Annotated in this window: 12 protein-coding genes and 1 pseudogene; 5 read left to right on the forward strand and 8 right to left on the reverse strand. The window is 71.1% G+C overall.

All coding sequences use genetic code 11. The features are described 5' to 3' along the window. Nucleotides 1-29 precede the first annotated feature (29 nt). The 3 genes and pseudogenes from G4Q83_RS15355 to G4Q83_RS15365 all read right to left on the reverse strand — a co-directional run. Nucleotides 30-1,709, reverse strand: a pseudogene (locus G4Q83_RS15355) (acetyl-CoA carboxylase biotin carboxylase subunit); the annotation flags it as partial. 763 nt (nt 1,710-2,472) lie between these two features. Next, entirely contained in the window at nt 2,473-4,083 is a 1,611-nt protein-coding gene (locus G4Q83_RS15360; protein WP_128420546.1) for a carboxyl transferase domain-containing protein, read from the reverse strand. A gap of 107 nt (nt 4,084-4,190) precedes the next feature. After that, nucleotides 4,191-5,354: an isovaleryl-CoA dehydrogenase gene (locus G4Q83_RS15365; RefSeq protein ID WP_128420547.1), complete on the reverse strand. Its 1,164-nt coding sequence runs from the start codon at nt 5,352-5,354 to the stop codon at nt 4,191-4,193. A 135-nt stretch (nt 5,355-5,489) separates the two neighbouring features. Here G4Q83_RS15365 and G4Q83_RS15370 point away from each other — a divergent pair, with 135 nt between their 5' ends. The 3 genes from G4Q83_RS15370 (at nt 5,490) to G4Q83_RS15380 (ending at nt 8,712) form a co-directional block, all read left to right on the forward strand. Then, on the forward strand, nt 5,490-6,107 hold the full coding sequence (locus tag G4Q83_RS15370; RefSeq protein WP_128420548.1) for a TetR/AcrR family transcriptional regulator: 618 nt from the start codon (nt 5,490-5,492) through the stop codon (nt 6,105-6,107). 263 nt (nt 6,108-6,370) lie between these two features. Next, a complete protein-coding gene (locus G4Q83_RS15375; protein WP_128420549.1) occupies nt 6,371-6,889 on the forward strand; it encodes a c-type cytochrome in 519 nt (172 codons plus the stop codon). A 92-nt stretch (nt 6,890-6,981) separates the two neighbouring features. Then, entirely contained in the window at nt 6,982-8,712 is a 1,731-nt protein-coding gene (locus tag G4Q83_RS15380; protein ID WP_128420550.1) for an ExeM/NucH family extracellular endonuclease, read from the forward strand. Nucleotides 8,713-8,904: 192 nt separating this feature from the next. Here G4Q83_RS15380 and G4Q83_RS15385 read toward each other — a convergent pair whose 3' ends face one another. Next, nucleotides 8,905-9,285 carry a MerC domain-containing protein gene (locus G4Q83_RS15385; protein ID WP_128420551.1) on the reverse strand — a complete coding sequence of 127 codons (381 nt, stop codon included), beginning with the start codon at nt 9,283-9,285 and terminating at the stop codon, nt 8,905-8,907. Nucleotides 9,286-9,348: 63 nt separating this feature from the next. On the opposite strand from G4Q83_RS15385, the gene G4Q83_RS15390 reads away from it, so the two are divergent. After that, nucleotides 9,349-10,674 carry a GTP-binding protein gene (locus tag G4Q83_RS15390; protein WP_128420552.1) on the forward strand — a complete coding sequence of 442 codons (1,326 nt, stop codon included), beginning with the start codon at nt 9,349-9,351 and terminating at the stop codon, nt 10,672-10,674. A gap of 59 nt (nt 10,675-10,733) precedes the next feature. Here the strand turns inward: G4Q83_RS15390 and G4Q83_RS23505 are convergent, their stop codons facing one another. Further along, complete coding sequence (locus G4Q83_RS23505; protein WP_246432115.1) at nt 10,734-10,904, reverse strand: hypothetical protein; 171 nt, start codon at nt 10,902-10,904, stop codon at nt 10,734-10,736. 513 nt (nt 10,905-11,417) lie between these two features. Here G4Q83_RS23505 and G4Q83_RS15400 point away from each other — a divergent pair. Beyond that, nucleotides 11,418-13,109: an ABC1 kinase family protein gene (locus G4Q83_RS15400; RefSeq protein ID WP_128420553.1), complete on the forward strand. Its 1,692-nt coding sequence runs from the start codon at nt 11,418-11,420 to the stop codon at nt 13,107-13,109. A 225-nt stretch (nt 13,110-13,334) separates the two neighbouring features. Here the strand turns inward: G4Q83_RS15400 and G4Q83_RS15405 are convergent, their stop codons facing one another. The 3 genes from G4Q83_RS15405 to G4Q83_RS15415 all read right to left on the reverse strand — a co-directional run bounded on the left by G4Q83_RS15405 (nt 13,335) and on the right by G4Q83_RS15415 (nt 17,748). Next, nucleotides 13,335-15,716 carry a DUF3772 domain-containing protein gene (locus G4Q83_RS15405; protein WP_343068493.1) on the reverse strand — a complete coding sequence of 794 codons (2,382 nt, stop codon included), beginning with the start codon at nt 15,714-15,716 and terminating at the stop codon, nt 13,335-13,337. Nucleotides 15,717-15,870: 154 nt separating this feature from the next. Continuing rightward, nucleotides 15,871-16,902: an NAD(P)H-quinone oxidoreductase gene (locus G4Q83_RS15410; protein ID WP_128420554.1), complete on the reverse strand. Its 1,032-nt coding sequence runs from the start codon at nt 16,900-16,902 to the stop codon at nt 15,871-15,873. A 243-nt stretch (nt 16,903-17,145) separates the two neighbouring features. Further along, nucleotides 17,146-17,748, reverse strand: coding sequence for a DUF4142 domain-containing protein (locus G4Q83_RS15415; protein ID WP_128420555.1), 603 nt, complete (start codon nt 17,746-17,748; stop codon nt 17,146-17,148). Nucleotides 17,749-17,901: the final 153 nt, after the last annotated feature.

The following is a 17,901-nucleotide window of genomic DNA, read 5'->3' on the forward strand; positions in this document are numbered from 1 at the left end:
CCATCGACGAACAAATGCAGGCAGGTGCCGGCGAACACCGCGTCGGCGTGCACGCGCTGCGCATCGAGATGTATCTGCAGGCGCCCGTCGCGCAGCTCGCCGGCGGCGAGCCGGGTGGTGGCGGTGGCGCTGTCGTGCACGCGCCAGCCGGCATCGGTCGCGGTCGCGCGCAGGGTGCGGCGCGTGTCGCCATGCTGCAGGGTCAGGTTGCGCGGCGCGGGTGCGCCCAGGCGCCAGCCGTCGCCCAGGTCCCAGGGCGAATGTGGATCGCCCGGCTGCGCGGTGGTGGCGCGCTCGTGCAGCAGACAGGCCAGTGCGGCCAGGGTCCAGGCCGACTCGGCCGGGGCCGCTGCGGCCGCGAACAGCGCCGCATGTTCGCGCTCGATCAGCGCCGTATCCAGGTCGGCGCCCGCGAACGCCGCGGTGCCGACCAGGCGCTGCAGGAACGCTGCATTGGTGGCCACGCCGACCAACTGGCACGCGGCCAGCGCCGCCTGCATGCGCCGCAGCGCGCGTTCGCGGGTCTCGTCCCAGACGATCAGCTTGGCGATCATCGGGTCGTAGTGCGGACCGATCACGTCGCCCTGTTCGACCCCGGCATCGACCCGGGTGTGCGCGTCCACCGTCGGCAGGCGCAGATGCTGCAGGCGGCCGGTCGAGGGCAGGAAGCCGCGCGCCGGATCCTCGGCGTACAGCCGCGCCTCCAGCGCATGGCCGCGGATCGCCAGTTGGTGCTGGCGCCTGGGCAGCGGCTGGCCGGCGGCCACGCGCAGCTGCCACTCGACCAGGTCGGTGCCGGTGATGCACTCGGTGACCGGGTGTTCCACCTGCAGCCGCGTGTTCATTTCCATGAAGTAGAACGCGCCGTCGGGCGCGACGATGAACTCCACCGTGCCGGCGCCGACGTAGCCGACCGCGCGCGCGGCTTCCACCGCGGCCTGGCCCATCGCCGCGCGGCGCTCGGCGCTCATGCCCGGCGCCGGCGCCTCCTCCAGTACCTTCTGGTGGCGGCGCTGCACCGAGCAATCGCGCTCGAACAGGTAGGCCAGCTCGCCGTGCGTATCGCCGAACACCTGGATCTCGATGTGCCGCGGGCGCAGCACGTATTTCTCCACCAGCACGTGCGCGTTGCCGAACGCGGACTGCGCTTCGCGCTGGCAGGCGGCCAGCGCGGCGGCGAACTCCTCGCTGCGCTCGACCCGGCGCATGCCCTTGCCGCCGCCGCCGGCGCTGGCCTTGATCAGCACCGGATAGCCGATGGCGTCGGCCTGTGCGCGCAGGAAGTCCGGTTCCTGGCGCTGACCGTGGTAGCCGGGAGTCAGCGGCACCGCGGCCGCGTGCATCAGCGCCTTGGCCGCGCTCTTGTCGCCCATCGCGCGGATCGCCGCCGGCGGCGGCCCGATGAACACGATGCCGCGCGCGGCGCAGGCGTCGGCGAAGTCGGCGTTCTCCGAAAGGAAGCCGTAGCCGGGGTGGATCGCCTGGGCGCCGCTGGCCTGGGCGGCGTCGAGGATGCGCTCGCCGCGCAGGTAGCTGTCGCGCGCGGGGGCGGCGCCGATGTGGATCGCTTCATCGGCCAGGCGCACGTGGCGAGCGTCTTGGTCGGCATCGGAATAGACGGCGACGCTGGCGATGCCGAGTTTGCGGCAGGTGGCGATCACGCGGCAGGCGATCTCGCCGCGATTGGCGATCAGGATCTTGTCGAACATCGGCAGGTCGGGCGTGGCCATGGTCAGTTGCCTGGAGAAGAGGTGTCGTGTGTTGCTTGTGCAGTTGCAGTTGCAGTTGCAGTTGCTTTGGCCATTGCTGTTGCCATTGCTTTTGACTTACCGGGTTCCCTTCCGCAGCGGCGGCCATGGCGGGGAAAAACCCCGAAGGGGCGGCGCACATGGATGTGCGCCGTTCGCGGTAGGGGCAGGATGCCCCTTCCGCGAATCCCCGTCATGGACGCGGACCCGGAGCGCGCAGCGCGGAGGGCGCGCTTTCTTTTGGTTACTTTTCTTTGCGCGAGCAAAGAAAAGTGACTCGCCGCAAGGCGAAAGCTTTTGCCTTTGCCTTGGTTCTGGCATTGAGATTTTGAAGCTTTGGAGCTTGAAGCTTTGAAGCAAGAGCAAGAGCTTCCGCTGGCGCGGGTCACTTTTCTTTGCTTGTGCAAAGAAAAGTAACCAAAAGAAAGCACACCCCGCAGCGCGCCCTCCGCGCTGCGCGCTCCGGGTCCGCAGACCCAACGGGCATTTTCCGACGGCACATCCATGTGCCGGCGGAAAACGACGCGCATCCTGCGCGTCGCCCTTCGGGTATTCGCCCGTTGGGTCTGCCGCGCTGAGGGGGCCCGGTAGATCAAAAGCAGAGCAAAGGCGACAGCAACAGCAACGGCAACGGCAGAGGCAACAGCAACAGCGGAGCTGGCTGGCACGGTCGGTGGGGCGGCCGACGACCGCCGCGCTTGCACAGCAGGGCGATCGCGCCCGCTCACATCCGGAACACCCCGAACCGGGTCGGTTCCGCCGGCGCGTTCAGCGCTGCCGACAGACCAAGCCCCAGCACCCGCCGCGTCTGCGCCGGATCGATGATCCCGTCGTCCCACAACCGCGCGCTCGCGTAGTAGGGATGGCCCTGGCGCTCGAACTGCTCGCGGATCGGCGTCTTGAAGGTGACTTCGTCCTCGGCCGACCAACTGCCGCCCTTGGTCTCGATGCCGTCGCGGCGTACCGTCGCCAGCACGCTCGCCGCCTGTTCTCCGCCCATCACCCCGATCCGCGCGTTCGGCCACATCCACAGGAAATTCGGCGAATACGCCCGGCCGCACATGCCGTAGTTGCCGGCGCCGAACGAACCGCCGATCACCACGGTGAACTTGGGCACCTTCGCGCACGCCACCGCCATCACCAGCTTGGCGCCGTCCTTGGCGATGCCGCCGTGCTCGTACTTGCGCCCGACCATGAAGCCGGTGATGTTCTGCAGGAACAGCAGCGGGAGGCCCCGCTGCACGCACAGTTCGATGAAGTGCGCGCCCTTCAGCGCCGACTCGGAGAACAGGATGCCGTTGTTGGCGAGGATGCCGACCGGATAACCGTGCAGGTGAGCGAAACCGGTGACCAGGGTGGTGCCGTAGCGCGCCTTGAACTCGTCCAGGCGCGAGCCGTCGACCACCCGCGCGATCACCTCGCGCACGTCGAACGGCTTGCGCGGGTCGGCCGGGATCATCCCGTACAGCTCCTCGGCCGGGTACAGCGGCGGCTCCGGCACGCGCAGCGCCAGGGCGGGCGCGGGCTTGCGCCAGTTGAGCTGGGCCACGATCGCGCGCACCCGCGCCAGCGCCTGCAGGTCGTTGTCGGCGAAATGGTCGGCCACGCCGGAGATGCGCGTGTGCACGTCGGCGCCGCCCAGCTCCTCGGCGCTGACGTCCTCGCCGGTGGCCGCCTTCACCAGCGGCGGGCCGCCGAGGAAGATGGTGCCCTGCTCGCGCACGATCACCGTCTCGTCGCTCATCGCCGGCACGTAGGCGCCGCCGGCGGTGCACGAACCCATCACGCAGGCGATCTGGGCGATGCCCTGCGCCGACAGGTTGGCCTGGTTGTAGAAGATGCGGCCGAAGTGCTCGCGGTCCGGGAACACCTCGTCCTGCAGCGGCAGGAACGCACCGCCGGAATCGACCAGGTAGATGCACGGCAGCCGGTTCTGCTGCGCGATCTCCTGCGCGCGCAGATGCTTCTTCACCGTCATCGGGTAATAGGTGCCGCCCTTGACCGTGGCGTCGTTGGCGACGATCACGCATTCCACCCCGGACACGCGGCCGATGCCGGCCACCACCCCGGCGCACGGCACCTCGTCGGCGTACAGGCCCAGCGCGGCGAGCGCGGCGATCTCCAGGAAGGCGCTGCCGGGATCGAGCAAGGCGTCGATGCGTTCGCGCGCCAGCAGCTTGCCGCGCGCCTGGTGCTTGGCGCGCGCGGCCTCGCTGCCGCCCTGGGCGATGCGTGCCTGGGTCTGCTGCAGGTCGTCGACCACCGCGCGCAGCGCCGCGGCGTTGGCGGCGAAGGCGTCGCTGCCGGGTTGCAGCTGGGTCTGGATCACGCTCATGGCACGGGACCGTGGAGGATGGAAGAAGGCGTTTCTGCAGGAGGGGCTTCAGCCCCGAGGCGGCCTTACCGAAAAAGCGTCGGGGTTCAAACCCTTCCTGCAGGGGATCACTTGGTCCGCTCGAACAGTTCGCGGCCGATCAGCATGCGGCGGATTTCCGAGGTGCCGGCGCCGATCTCGTACAGCTTGGCGTCGCGCCACAGGCGCCCGGTCGGGTAATCGTTGATGTAGCCGTTGCCGCCGAGCACCTGGATCGCCTGGCCGGTGAGCCAGGTCGCCTTCTCGGCGGCATACAGGATCGCGCCGGCCGCGTCCTGGCGGGTGGTGCGGCCGGCGTCGCAGGCGCGCGCCACCGCATACACGTAGGCGCGGCAGGCGTTGAGGCCCACGTACATGTCGGCCAGCTTGCCCTGCATCAGTTGGAAACTGCCGATCGCCTCGCCGAACTGGCGGCGCGCGTGCACGTACGGCATCACCACGTCCATCGCCGCGGCCATCAGCCCCAGCGGGCCGCCGCACAGCACCAGCCGCTCGTAGTCCAGGCCGGACATCAGCACGCGCACGCCGCCGCCGACGCTGCCCAGCACGTTCTCCACCGGCACCGCGCAATCCTGGAACACCAGTTCGCAGGTGTTGGAGCCGCGCATGCCGAGCTTGTCCAGCTTCTGCGCGGTGCCGAAGCCGGGCATGCCCTTCTCGACCAGGAACGCGGTGATGCCGCGCGCGCCGCCGGCCGGGTCGGTCTTGGCGTAGACCACCAGCACGTCGGCGTCGGGGCCGTTGGTGATCCACATCTTGTTGCCGTTGAGCCGGTAATGGTCGCCGTGCAGTTCGGCGCGCAGTTTCATCGAGACCACGTCCGAGCCGGCGCCCGGTTCGCTCATCGCCAGCGCGCCGACGTGCTCGCCGCTGCACAGCCGCGGCAGGTAGCGCGCCTTCTGCGCCTGGCTGCCGTTCTTGCGCAGCTGGTTGACGCACAGGTTCGAATGCGCGCCGTAGGACAGGCCGATGGCGCCGGAGGCGCGCGAGATCTCCTCCATCGCCACCACGTGCGCCAGATAGCCCATCGCGCTGCCGCCATAGGCCTCTTCCACGGTCAGGCCGAGCAGACCCTGCTCGCCGAGCTTGCGCCACAGCGGTGACGGGAACGCGTTGTCGCGGTCGGCCTGTTCGGCCAGCGGCGCGATCTCGCGCGCGGCGAAGGCGGCCACCGTGTCGCGCAACAGGTCGATGTCCTCCCCCAGTTCGAAATTCAACGACGGCATCAGCATGGCGGGCGGGCTCCGGAAGCGGGCGTGCGGCGGATGGGGCGCCTAGACCAGGCGGCGCCGGGGAATGAACGCCAGCGTAGCCGGGAACGGTAAAGAAGTGAACAATTATTCATTAATTGAACCTAGAATCACCCCATGGCCTACAAACGCTCCGCCCTGATGGAAGAACGCCTTGCCGGCAACCGCCAGCGGATCCTGCTGGCGGCGCGGCGGCTGGTCGCGGCCGGCGGCTTCCGCGGCGCGCCGGTCACGGCGGTGGCGGCCGCGGCGGGGGTGTCCACCGGGCTGATCTACCGCCACTTCCCATCCAAGGCCGAGCTGTTCGTGGAAGTGCTGACCGCGGCGGTGGACCACGAACTGGCGATCCTGCACGGCATCGCCGCCGAACCGGCGCCGGCGGCGCAGCGCCTGCGCGCGGCGATCGCCTCGTTCGTGCGCCGCGCGCTGGCCGGGCCGGGACTGGCCTACGCCTTCATCGCCGAACCGGTGGAGCCGGAAGTGGACGCCGAACGCATCCGCTGCCGGCGCCTGTTCGGCGATCTGTTCAAAGGCATTCTGGCCGACGGCGTGGCCGCCGGCGAATTCCCGGCGCAGGACCTGGACGCGGCCGCGGCCTGCCTGGTCGGCGCCTATACCGAAGCCCTGGTCGGGCCGACCGCGCCCAGCCGCGACGGCCCGCGCGACAGCGAATGCCTGGTCGAGGCGGTATGCGGTTTCTGCCTGCGCGCGGTCGGCAGTGCACAGGCGGGATAGCGGCGCTTGCGCAGCTACGCTCCGGCGCAGTGTCGGCGGCGACCGGGCCACGTATGCGGTAGGGCGGCGGCGCAACGCTGCGACCGGGCAGCGCACCGAAACAGCCGCGATGCTGAGGCGTTTCCCGGTCCGCGGCAAACTGCTGCGATGCAGCACGCATCGTCTGCGGTCCGCTGCATCGCCGGGCTGCCGTGCGCGGCAAACGCTGGCTATACTCGGCCGCGTAGCGGTGGTCCGGTCACCACGTGCCAAAGGGGTGTGATGTGCGGAATTACGACCTCGAATTTCTCAAGCGGTTCTCGTTGGTGATCGGCCTGCTGGCCGTCATCACCTTGGGCCTGATCGCGTTCGCGGCCTACCTGCACGGCGTGATTCCGCCGGAGGTCTCGCCGGTCGCGCTCAAACGCACCGAGGAACGCATCGCGCCGTCGGGCGCGGTCTATGCCGGCAGCACCGGCGCCGCGGCACAGGCCGCCGCGCAGGCGGCGGCGCTGGCCAAGGCCTCGGCGCAGGTGGCCTACGGCGGCACCACCGACGGCAAGGTGATCTTCGACAACCTGTGCACCGCCTGCCACACCACCGGCGTCGGCAAGTCGCCGACCCTGGATCATTCGCATTGGGATGCGCGCATCGCGCAAGGCAAGGACACCCTGTACAAGCACGCGATCGAAGGCTATACCGGCCCCGACGGCGGGATCATGCCGCCCAAGGGCGGCAATCCGGCGCTCAGCGAGGCGCAGGTCCATGCCACGGTCGACTGGATGCTATCCAACCTGAAGTAACCTGCGCATCCTGCGGGTTCCAGCGCCGCCTCCGGGCGGCGCTTTCGTGTTCGATGCCGGCCGCGTGCCGACGAGCTAAGGAGCGTGATCGCATGCGCGTGCTGCCCCCGATGTTGTCGTTGTTGCTGATCGCCGGCGCGCCCGCCGCGCATGCGTTGACGCTGCCGCAATTGGTCCCGATCGGGCAGTTGCGGCCGTCCGACACCACGCCGCAGGGCGTGGTGTTCGAAGGCGTGGTCACCGCGCGCGTGCAGGCCGGCGGCGACGGCTACCTGGTACAGGACGCCGGCGACGGCGACCCGCTCACTGCCGACGCGCTGCTGGTGCAGGGCGACGCCGACGCCACGCTGGTTCCGGGCGACCGGGTGCGGGTCTGGGGCGAGCTGGCGCCGCGCCGCGCGGCCGGCGCGACGGGCGCCGGCGTGCCGTTCGCCGGGCGCCGCGTGCACGCGGCCGGGCATGCCGTGCTGGCGCGCGCGCAGCCGCTGCCACTGCAGGTGCTCGACGCCGCGCCGGCCGACTGGTCGGCGTTGGCCGGCATGCGCGTGCGCATCGACGCGCCGCTGACCGTGGTCGATACCCACGCGCTGGCCAAGGCCGGCGAACTCGGCGCCGCCTTCGGCGGGCGCCTGTGGCAACCCAGCGAGATCGCCACACCGGGCAGCGCCGAGCAGGCCGCGGCGATCGCCGACAACGCGCGGCGCCTGCTGCGCCTGGGCGAGACCGCGGCGCATGCGCCCGACGGCCTGCCCGCCTACCTGGGCACCGGCCAGGCGGCCGTTGTGCCGCGCGCCGGCACAACGCTGCAGGGTGTGGAAGGCAGCGTCGGCGGCGTGGTCGAGGGCGCGGCGCGGCTGTATCCGACCGCGCCGTTGCAAATGGTCCCGCCGCCGCTACCGGCGCCGCCGCAGGTCGCCGGCAGCGTGCGCGTGGCCGCGTTCAACCTGGAGAACTTCTTCAACGGCGACGGCCACGGCGGCGGCTTCCCGACCTTGCGCGGCGCGCGCAGCGCGGCCGAGTTCCAGGCGCAGCTGGCCAAGCTGGTCGCCACCATCGGCCCGCTGCAGGCCGATGTCGCCGCGCTGATGGAACTGGAGAACGATGGCGACGGGCCGACCTCGGCGATCGCCACGCTGGTGACCGCGCTCAACGCCGGCGACGGCGGCGACTGGCGCTTCGTCGCGGTGGGGCACGGCTCCGGCGACAACCCGATCCGGGTCGGGCTGATCTACCGCGCCTCGCGGGTCAGCGCGGTCGGCAAGCCGGCGCTGCTGGAAGGTGGCCCATTCGCCGCGCACAGCCAGATGCCGCTGGCGCAGACGTTCCGGCGCGGCAACGGGCAGCCGTTCGTGGTCGTGGCCAACCACTTCAAGTCCAAGGGCTGCGGCGACGCGGCCGCGGACGATGCCGACCGCGGCGACGGCCAGGGCTGCTGGAACGCCACCCGCACCGAGTCGGCGCGGCGCCTGGACGCCTGGCTGCGCACCGATCCCACCGGCAGCGGCAGCCACGTCAGCGTCCTGCTCGGCGACTTCAACGCCTACGCGATGGAGGACCCGCTGCGCCTGTTGCGCGACGCCGGCTGGCGCGATGCGCTGTCGGAGGCTCACGCCGAACAGCCCTACAGCTTCGTCTACCGCGGCCTCAGCGGCCGCCTCGACCACGCCCTGCTGAGCCCGGCGCTGGCGCCGCTGCTGCGCGGCGCCGCCGAATGGCACGTCAACGCCGACTCGCCCAACGCGGACGGCTACCGCGAACGCAACCTGCCTGGCCCGTGGCGCAGCTCCGATCACGATCCTCTGCTGCTGGGCTTGGCGCTTTGAGAGCGGGGGTTGGTTGGTCGGGATTCGGGATTCGTTGAAGCGGAGGGTCGCAAGCGGTCGGTTTTGCGGTCTGCGTTTCGGGAAAAGAGCGTGGAATGACCAGCCATTCGGCTGTTGAACAGTCGGGATTGGGATGGGGCGGGCCGCAGGCCGCGAATCCCGCTTTTGCCAATCCCCAATCCCCAATCCCGGCTAGCCGTGGCGATGCCCGCTGCGCCGCCAGTTCCACAGGTGCGCGCTCGCCAGCAGCAGACTGCCGATCACGGTGCCCGGGGTTTCGGCCTGCGCGCTGGGGAATCCGACCGCACCGGCCAGCAATCCGCATAGCCCGAGCACGGCCATCGTCCACAGCGGCCACGGCAGCGGCCGCTGCCGCTGCGCGCGCCACAGCGCCAGCCCGGCCAAGGGCAGCGCGATCGCCACGAACAGCGCATGCACCCATTCGGCCTGTGCCCACACGCCGAACAGGGGCAGGGCCGCGGCCAGCAGCGGCAGCGCCAGGCAGTGCAGCAGGCACAGCCCGGACAACAGCACGGCGGAGGCATCGAAGAACGGCTGGGGCAGGGATTTCATGGGCGGCGACTCCGGCATTGAAGTGTTATATAGTAACATTTCTCCCGCCACGTCCAAGCCGCCATGCCACTGCCCGCCGTGCTCGACCGCCGCCTTCCCGTCACCGTCCTGTCCGGCTTCCTCGGCGTCGGCAAGACCACCTTGCTCAACCGCGTGCTGCGCAACCGCGATGGCCGCCGCGTGGCGGTGATCGTCAACGACATGAGCGAGATCAACATCGATGCCGCGCTGATCCGCGACGGCGGCGCCGCGCTCAGCCGCACCGAGGAGACCCTGGTCGAGTTCAGCAACGGCTGCATCTGCTGCACGCTGCGCGACGACTTGCGCCAGGAAGTGCAGCGCCTGGCCGACAGCGGCTGCTACGACTACCTGCTGATCGAATCCACCGGCATTTCCGAGCCGATGCCGGTCGCCGCCACGTTCGCGGTGCGCGACGAGCACGGCCGCAGCCTGGCCGACGTGGCGCGGCTGGACACCATGCTCACCGTGGTCGACGGAGTGAGCTTCCTGCGCGATTTCGGCTCGGCCGAGCGCCTGGCCGAGCGTGGCCTGCAAGCCGGCGCCGACGACGAGCGCGGGCTGGTCAACCTGCTGGTGGAGCAGATCGAGTTCGCCGATGTGATCGTGATCGGCAAGTGCGACCTGGCCACCCCGGCCACGCTGGCGCGCACCCGCGCGGTCCTGCGCGCACTCAACCGCGACGCGCACATCGTCGAGGCCAGCCACGGCGAGGTGCCGCTGGACCTGGTGCTGGACACCGGCCGCTTCGACTTCGTGCGCGCGCAGCTGGCGCCGGGCTGGATGCAGGCATTGCGCGGCGAGCACGCGCCGGAAACCGAGCAGTTCGGCATCGGCAGCTTCGTCTACCGCGCGCGGCGCCCGTTCCATCCGTTGCGCTTCGCGCGGCTGGCGCAGAACGGCCTGCGCGACGTGGTCCGCAGCAAGGGCTTCTTCTGGCTGGCCAGCCGCATGGACTGGGTCGGCGAACTGTCGATCGCCGGCGCCGCCACCCAGACCCAGGCCGCCGGCTTCTGGTACGCCGCGCGCGAACGCGTCGAGCAGGGCCTGCTGGACACGCCGCTGCCGTTGCCGCCGCGGCCGCTGCCGTATACCGAGCTGGGCTGGCAGCGCCAGCACAGCGCGTGCTTGAGCGCGCCGCCGCCGCGCGCCGAAGAGGTCGGCGACGCGCGCGAATACGCCGCGCTGCGCGCGCTGTGGCATCCGCTGTGGGGCGACCGCCGCCAGGAACTGGCGGTGATCGGCGTCGGCCTGGACGAGCCGCGGGTACGCGCCGAACTCGACGCCTGCCTGCTCGACGACGCGGAACTGGGGCGCGGGCCGGTCGCCTGGCAGGCGCTGGCCGATCCGTTTCCGGTGTGGCGGCGCTGACTCCTCCTCGTGCTCGCGAGGCACTGCGGTTTAACGGCCTGCCGCACTCCGCTCTCACCTCAACGATAGATCCGTATAAGACACAAGCCACTGTTCTGCCCATCCATCAACGCAAGGTCCTTGATCCCGTCGAAGTTGAAATCGGCGTAGATCAACACGCTCTGCTCGGCGTACGGCAACGCGTGCACATCGGCCTTGGCCCTGGTGCGCTTCGCGTCGGTGTCCAGCACCAGCTCGGCGAGGCCACCTCGACCCGCGACGTGGCGCTGCCGCGCGCGAACACGCGCACGACGCCGGGGCGGAACACCACGTCGTTCGCCTCCACCCCCAGCATCGCCCGATAGGATAGCGTTCGGAAAAATCCTGCACCTCATAGGCGCGGCGCTGGCTGCCGGCGAAGGCCTGCGCATCGAAGCCGTCGCCGGCATAGCGCTGCGGCTCGGCCGACGCCGTTGCGCCGGCAACAGCGCGACCAGCAGGGCGACGCCGCCGCACCACACGGCGCGCACGGGAGCGGGAGAACACGCGCCGAGAACGACGGCACGGCACGTCCCGGACCGCGGCAACCTGTGCCAGAGCAAAGGATTCCACAGGCAGCGCGGCAGCGGCACGTGCCGGTGGGCCGCTGGCCCATGCCCGGCGGCCCGGTCCCACCGCGGCGGCACCGGCGGCGGGTTCACCGCGCGACGACCCGGCCGGCACCACACTCGCCTTCGCCATCCCCGCCATCCCGGAGCCGAACCTTGAGCGCGACGCCCGACACTGCGGAGATCCCGCACGTCATCGGCGGTCTCGGCCGCCGCACCCAGATCCTGCGCCTGCTGCTGCGCTACCGCAGTTCCGGGGTGTTTTCCGGTATGGCCATGGACGCGGCCGCCGGCGCGCACGCGCTGCCCCCCGAAGGCACGCCCGAGCAGTTCGTCACCGACCTGGAGGCGCTCGGCCCGACCTTCGTCAAGCTCGGGCAGATGCTGTCCACGCGCCCGGACGTGGTGCCGCCGGAGTTCGCCACCGCGCTGGAACGGATGCAGGAAAACACCGCGCCGATCCCGGCGGAGCGCATCCGCGAGATCGTCGAGGCCGAACTCGGCGTGCCGGTCAACAAGGCCTTTTCCGCATTCGACGACACCCCGCTGGGCACCGCTTCGCTGGCGCAGGTACACCGCGCCGCGTTGCGCGACGGCACGCCGGTGGCGATCAAGGCGCAGAAGCCGGAGGTGGCCGCGCAGGTGCGCTCGGACCTGGAGGTGCTGAAGAGCTTCGCCAGCGCCGCCGACAGGTTGACCGGCCTGGGCCGGCGCATCCGCTTCGCCGACTGGCTGGCGGAGTTCGGCAAGGCCCTGCTGGCCGAGTTGGACTACGAGGCCGAGGCGGAAAACCTGGCGCGTTTCGGCGACCACCTCAAGCCGTTCCCGCTGCTGTGGGTGCCGCAGCCGGTCTGGGACCTGTGCGGCCGCAAGGTGCTGACCATGCAACTGGCCGAGGGCGTGCGCGTGGACCGGATCTCCGGGCTGCGCCGTACCGAGCAGCCGATGGACGACCTGGCCGCGGTGCTGGTGCGCGGCTACCTGGACCAGATGTTCGTGCACGGCGAGATCCATGCCGATCCGCACCCCGGCAACCTGCGCGTGCTCGGCGATGGGCGCCTGGCGATCTTCGACCTGGGCATGGTCGCGCACGTGCCGCCGAAGCTGCGCGAGCGCCTGCTCAAACTGCTGTTCGCCGCGGTCGACGGCCGCGGCGAAGAGGTGGCCGAAGAGGCCATCGCGCTGAGCACGCGCCTGGAGGACTTCGACGAGGACCGCTACCAGCGCGAGACCGGGCAGATGATCGCGCGCTATGCCGCGCACGACGCCACCTCCGAGGGCCGCGTGGTGCTGGACCTGGTACGCATCGCCACCGCCTACGGGCTGCGCACGCCGCCGGAGCTGAGCCTGCTCGGCAAGACCCTGCTGAACCTGGAAGCGGTGTGCCGTGCGCTCTCGCCCAACCTGGACACCCGCAGCGTGGTCGAGGACCAGTTGCCGCACGTGGTGCGCGCGCGGCTGAAGAAATCCCTGTCGGCGGCCAACCTGGCCAGCGAGGCGATGGAACTGCAGGCGCTGCTGCGCGAAGGCCCGCGCAAGCTGTCGGACATCCTGTCGCTGGCCGCCGACAACCGCCTGCAGGTGCGCGTGGCCGGGCTGGAAGAATCGCACCTGATGGAAAGCCTGCAGAAGATCGCCAACCGCGTCGCCGCCGGCATCGTCACCGCCGCGCTGATCCTGGCCTCCACGCAGATGATGCGCATCGACACCGGCGCCAAGCTGTTCGGCTATCCGGCCATCGCGATGGTGCTGTTCCTGCTGGGCGTGGTGCTGGGGCTGGGCATCGTCGCCAGCGCGGTGCTGTTGGATCGGCGCACGCGTGCGCGCGAGGAGCGCGGGCGGCGCTAGGCTTTTTCGGGCCTCGGATCGGTCCCAGGACCAGCGTGGCGTTAGCGTTGTCTGCGCGCAACAGCGTCGGGGCTGAAGCCCCTCCTACAGTGCATCCATCCGGCCGGCTTGCCGCATCCGGCCGGCTTGCCGCACGTCCCTTGCGGCAGCGGTTGCGGGTGGTCGTGGGCCATCGCCCGCGACGCGCGCAGCGGCGCAGGTTCGGACGCCTGGCATCGTCCGCGCTCACGGCGCCTTGCGCAGCAGCCGCACTTCCTGCGGCGACTCCAGCGCGATGCCCTGTTCCGCCAGGCACTGCAGCAAGGCGAAGAACAGGTCGCTACGGATGCCGTAGCTCAGCCGCGGACTGCCGACGTAGGCGAAGCTGTTGAGGGTGACGTGGCCGCTGGCGATGGAATCGATGAACACCGACGGCGCCGGATCCTCCAGCACGCCCGCATGCGCGGCGTAGAGTTCCAGCAGCAACTGGCGCAGCTTGACCACGTCGGTGCCCAGCGCCACTGCGAACTGGATCTGCACGCGGCCCAGCGGCCCGGCCAGGGTCATGTTGCGCAGGGTCTTGGTGATCAGCTCGGAGTTGGGCACGATCAGGGTGGAGCGGTCGCCGACCTGGATCTCGGTGGAGCGCACGCTGATCCGGCGCACGTCGCCTTCCTGGTCGCCGATCTTGACCCAGTCGCCGATCTTGACCGGGCGCTCGGCGAGCAGGATCAGCCCGGACACGAAGTTCTGGGTGATCGCCTGCAGGCCGAAGCCGATGCCCACCGACAGCGCGCTGACCACCAGCGCGATCTTCTCGATGCCGATGCCCAGCGCCGCCAGCGCCCACAATGCGGCCAGCAGGATGCCGGCGTAGCGCGCCACGGTGCTGATCGAGTTGCGCGAGCCGTCGTCCAGTTCGGTCTTGGGCAGGTAGGTCTGCACCAGCCAGCGCTGCATGTACTGCATCGCCGCCAGGCCGAGGATCAGCACCAGCACCGCGCGCGCCACGGCGCCCGGATGCAGCGTGGTGTTCTCGCCGAGCTTGATGCCGTTGGACAGCATCGAGAAGCCGTCGGCGATGGTCGACACGTTGGTCCCGAACGGCACCAGCAACGCGCCCAGGCCGATCAGCAGCAGGGCCACGCGCAGCGCCGCGGAGGTCAGCACCCCCGCCTGTTCCAGGCGGCTGGCGCGCACCCCGAAAGCGCCGTTGGCGGCGCGGCCGATGCGCCCCTGGCTGGCGAACAGCCATAGCGCGAAGTCGTCGGCGAAGATCATCAGCAGGCGCACCGCGCCGACGATCATCGTGATCCAGATGATCTGCCGGGTGATGAACAGGCCCAGGTGCAGATAGCCCAGCAGCGCGGCCAGCAGCGCCACGACCACCGCCACCCGCGCCAGCAGCCCGACCAGCGCCAGCGCACCGCCATGCTGCCCCGGCGGCGGTTGCGCATCGGCCAGCGCCTGCGCCGCGGCCTCGGCGTGCTGGCGCCGGCGCAGCCGCGACAGGCTGGTCAGGATCGCCAGGATCAGCACCGCATGGGCCAGCGCGACGATGCCGTCGGCGGCGAGCGTGGCCGACTCGCTGGTGCGGCTGGCCTGGTTGACCACCAGCAGCAGCCCGCTCAGCCAGGCCAGCGCCGCGGTCGCCCAGGTGTACTTGCGCAGGCGCCGCGCGGTGGCGTCGTCGATCGGGAACAGGCGCCATGACGGCTGCTTCGGCAGCAGCACGCTGGCGCTCAGCGATCCCAGGAACGCCGTGGCGAAGCTGACCACCACGAAGCCCCTGAGCACGCTCTCCAGCCGCGCCGGCACCGCACCGATGCTGTACAGGGTCTCGACCAGCACCAGCGCGGCCAGGCCGGGCGACAGCGTGCCCAGCAGCAGGAACCACAACGCCAGCCCGGAGCGGCGCAGGCGGCTGCCCGGCGCGTGCGACATCGCATAGCGCTTGCCGAGCCAGCGCAGCAGATAGCGCAGCGGGAACAGCAACAGCAGCGCGATGGTCACGCCGATGCCAAGCGCCCCGGCCCCGCGCTCGGCGATGGCGGCAGCCAGCGCCTGCGCGCCCAGCCGGTACAGGCCCAGCAGGCGGTCGCGGTCGGCGGGAAAATCGCTGGCGATCTGCCGCCACAGCGCCGGCGACAACGGCGAGGCCGAGCGCAACGACAGTTCCTGGCTGAAGTGCTCGGCGCGCACGCGTTCGATCTCTTCGCCGAGCTGCTTGGCTTCCACCGCCAGCAGCTTGCCGCGCTTGATCCCCGAATCCAGCGGCGCGCGCTGCCTGGCCAGATCCCTGCGCTGCGCGGCGATGTCGCGCGCCTCGCCGCCGGCGGCGACGCCGAGCTGCTGCAGGCGCACGTCGACCTGAGCCAACTGCGTGGTCAGCGCCGCGACCGCGGTCTCGGCGTCGCGCTGCGCATCGGCCACCTGCCCGATCAGCTTGCGCAGCGTTTCCTGGTCGGCGGCGCTGTCCTCGTCGCGGCGGGCGTCCTGCAGCACCTGCTCGGCACGGCTCAGCAGGGCCTGCGGATCCGGCGCCGCGGCCTCGTCCTGCGGCTGTGCGCCCGCCGCTGCGCTCAGGCACAGCAACAGCGCCAGCAGGAAACGGCGCAGCAACGGCATCGGCAAGGCGAAACGGGAAGGCAAGCGCACGCGGGGGACCGGCAGTCGGGCGCGGACCACCGCGCGTGCGGCGCAATATACGGCGTAGCGCTTGAACGGAGCCAGCGGCGCGTGGCCGGTGAGAACCTGTCGCGGCTGAAGCCGCGACAGGTTCTCACCGCGCCGCCCCCGCCTCGGTCAGCAGCACGATCTTGCCGATATGCGCGCTGGATTCCATCCGTGCATGCGCCTGCGCCGCCTCGGCCAGCGGAAAGCAGCGGTCCAGCTGCGGCTTGAGCCGGCCCTGCGCGAGCAGCGGCCACACCTGTTGCTCCAGTTCGTGCGCGATCGCCGCCTTCTCCATCACCGAACGCGAGCGCAAGGTCGAGCCGGTGTGGGTCAGGCGCTTGGCCAGCAGCGGCATCAGGTCCAGTTCGCGGACCTTGCCCTGCTGGATGCCGATCTGCACGATGCGCCCTTCCAGCGCCGCCGCCTGGTAGTTGCGCGCCAGGTAGTCGCCGCCGAGCAGATCGACGATCACGTCGGCGCCGCGGCCGCCGGTCAGGCGCAGGGTCTCGGCGACGAAGTCCTCGTCGCGGTACAGGATCGCCGCCTCCGCGCCCAGCGCCAGGCTGGCGGCGCGCTTGGCGGCGCCACCGACGGTGCTGATCACGCGCGCGCCGAACGCCTTGCCGAGCAGGGTGGCGACGCTGCCGATGCCGGAGGTGCCGCCGTGCACCAGCAAGGTCTCGCCGGCCTGCAGGCGGCCGCGCTGGAACACGTTGGCCCACACGGTGAAGAAGGTCTCCGGCAGCGCCGCGGCCGCGGCCAGGCTCAGCGGCGCCGGCACCGGCAGCGCGTTGCGCTCGTGTACCACCGCGTACTCGGCGTAGCCACCACCGGCGACCAGCGCGCAGACCGCGTCACCGCGCCGATAGCGCTGCACGCCCTCGCCCAGCGCCACCACCTCGCCGGCGAACTCCAGCCCCGGCAGCGGCGAGGCGCCGGGCGGCGGCGGATAGGCGCCGCGGCGCTGCATCACGTCGGGGCGGTTGACCCCGGCGGCGGCCACCCGCACCAGCAGTTCGCCGCGGCCCGGATGCGGCAGCGGCAGGCGCACCGGCACCAGCACCTCGGGCTCGCCGGGGTGCTGGATCTCGATCGCGGTCATCGAATCGGGCAGCGAAGCGGCAGCGGTGTGGGACATGACAGTGGACCTGGATGGAGGCGGCGCCGCGCCGTGCGCAGCGTGGGAACCGCGATGGTCGGCCTCGACTGCGTTGCGAGCCGTGATGGCGCGCCGCGGCGGCGCGCGCGGCCCGGCGTCGGCAATGGCCGGCAGCGCATGCGCCAAGCGGGGCGTTGTGCGCCACGCCGCCGCGGTGGGTCATGACGATACGGCCGCGCCACGGCCGCTCCGTCGCGTCCGGCCAGCCCCCGCCGCGCCTCCTCAGTAGCGCGCCGAGGCCAGTGCCTGGGCGCGCTCCAAGCGCTCGGCGATGCGACTGCGCGCTTGCTGCAGTTCGCGCTTGGTCGCCTCCTGCTGCGCCGCCGGCACCAGCTCGGCGTCGATCACCGCCAGCGCATCGGAATAGCTGCGCACCATCGTCGCCATGTAGGCGTTCATGTACGCGGAATCGTCGGGCTCCTGGCTCAGCGCCTGCAATTGCGCCCGGCCCTTGGCCGCCTGCGCGGCGATCTTGTCCGCATCGCCGGGACCGCCCTTGCCGGCATCCGCAGCCGCGGCGCCATGGTGGGCGGCGACCACTTCGCGGGCGAAATCGGCGACGCTGCCGCTGACGTTGCGCGACAGCGCCTGCTGCGACAGCGCCACCGCATTGCCTTCCAGCACCTGCAGCATCGCCTTGGCCGAGGCGTCGCCGGCGATCGGCGCGCGTCCGCTCTCGCCGCCGACCGCCGCCGTGGTCGGCTGCGGCGAGGTCGCCGGCGCGGTGCGCGAGGTCTGGTCGCCCGGCTTGCCGCAGCCGCTCAGCGCCAAGGCGGCCAGCGCCGCGAGAATCGAAGGCCGGGACATGTTGAGCCTCTGGGTCATGGGGTGCTCCTGGTTGGTCGGCCTCCACCTTGCCCAAGCGCCGCGCAAACCCGCGTGAACCGCCGCGCCGCGCGTGACATGGCGTTGTCGCGGCCAGGCGCCCAGCAATCTGCCGAAGCGACGGCACAAGGGAGACAGCGCATGGCGAACGAC

The sequence above is a fragment of the Xanthomonas theicola genome, assembly GCF_014236795.1.
GTDB lineage: Bacteria > Pseudomonadota > Gammaproteobacteria > Xanthomonadales > Xanthomonadaceae > Xanthomonas_A > Xanthomonas_A theicola.

Bases quoted from the DNA above. Each gene is read 5' to 3' on its own strand.
- G4Q83_RS15360 (WP_128420546.1), bottom strand. From the start codon at position 4,083: ATGAGCGTGATCCAGACCCAGCTGCAACCCGGCAGCGACGCCTTCGCC.
- G4Q83_RS15365 (WP_128420547.1), bottom strand. From the start codon at position 5,354: ATGCTGATGCCGTCGTTGAATTTCGAACTGGGGGAGGACATCGACCTG.
- G4Q83_RS15370 (WP_128420548.1), top strand. From the start codon at position 5,490: ATGGCCTACAAACGCTCCGCCCTGATGGAAGAACGCCTTGCCGGCAAC.
- G4Q83_RS15380 (WP_128420550.1), top strand. From the start codon at position 6,982: ATGCGCGTGCTGCCCCCGATGTTGTCGTTGTTGCTGATCGCCGGCGCG.
- G4Q83_RS15385 (WP_128420551.1), bottom strand. From the start codon at position 9,285: ATGAAATCCCTGCCCCAGCCGTTCTTCGATGCCTCCGCCGTGCTGTTG.
- G4Q83_RS15390 (WP_128420552.1), top strand. From the start codon at position 9,349: ATGCCACTGCCCGCCGTGCTCGACCGCCGCCTTCCCGTCACCGTCCTG.
- G4Q83_RS15405 (WP_343068493.1), bottom strand. From the start codon at position 15,716: ATGCCGTTGCTGCGCCGTTTCCTGCTGGCGCTGTTGCTGTGCCTGAGC.
- G4Q83_RS15410 (WP_128420554.1), bottom strand. From the start codon at position 16,902: ATGTCCCACACCGCTGCCGCTTCGCTGCCCGATTCGATGACCGCGATC.
- G4Q83_RS15415 (WP_128420555.1), bottom strand. From the start codon at position 17,748: ATGACCCAGAGGCTCAACATGTCCCGGCCTTCGATTCTCGCGGCGCTG.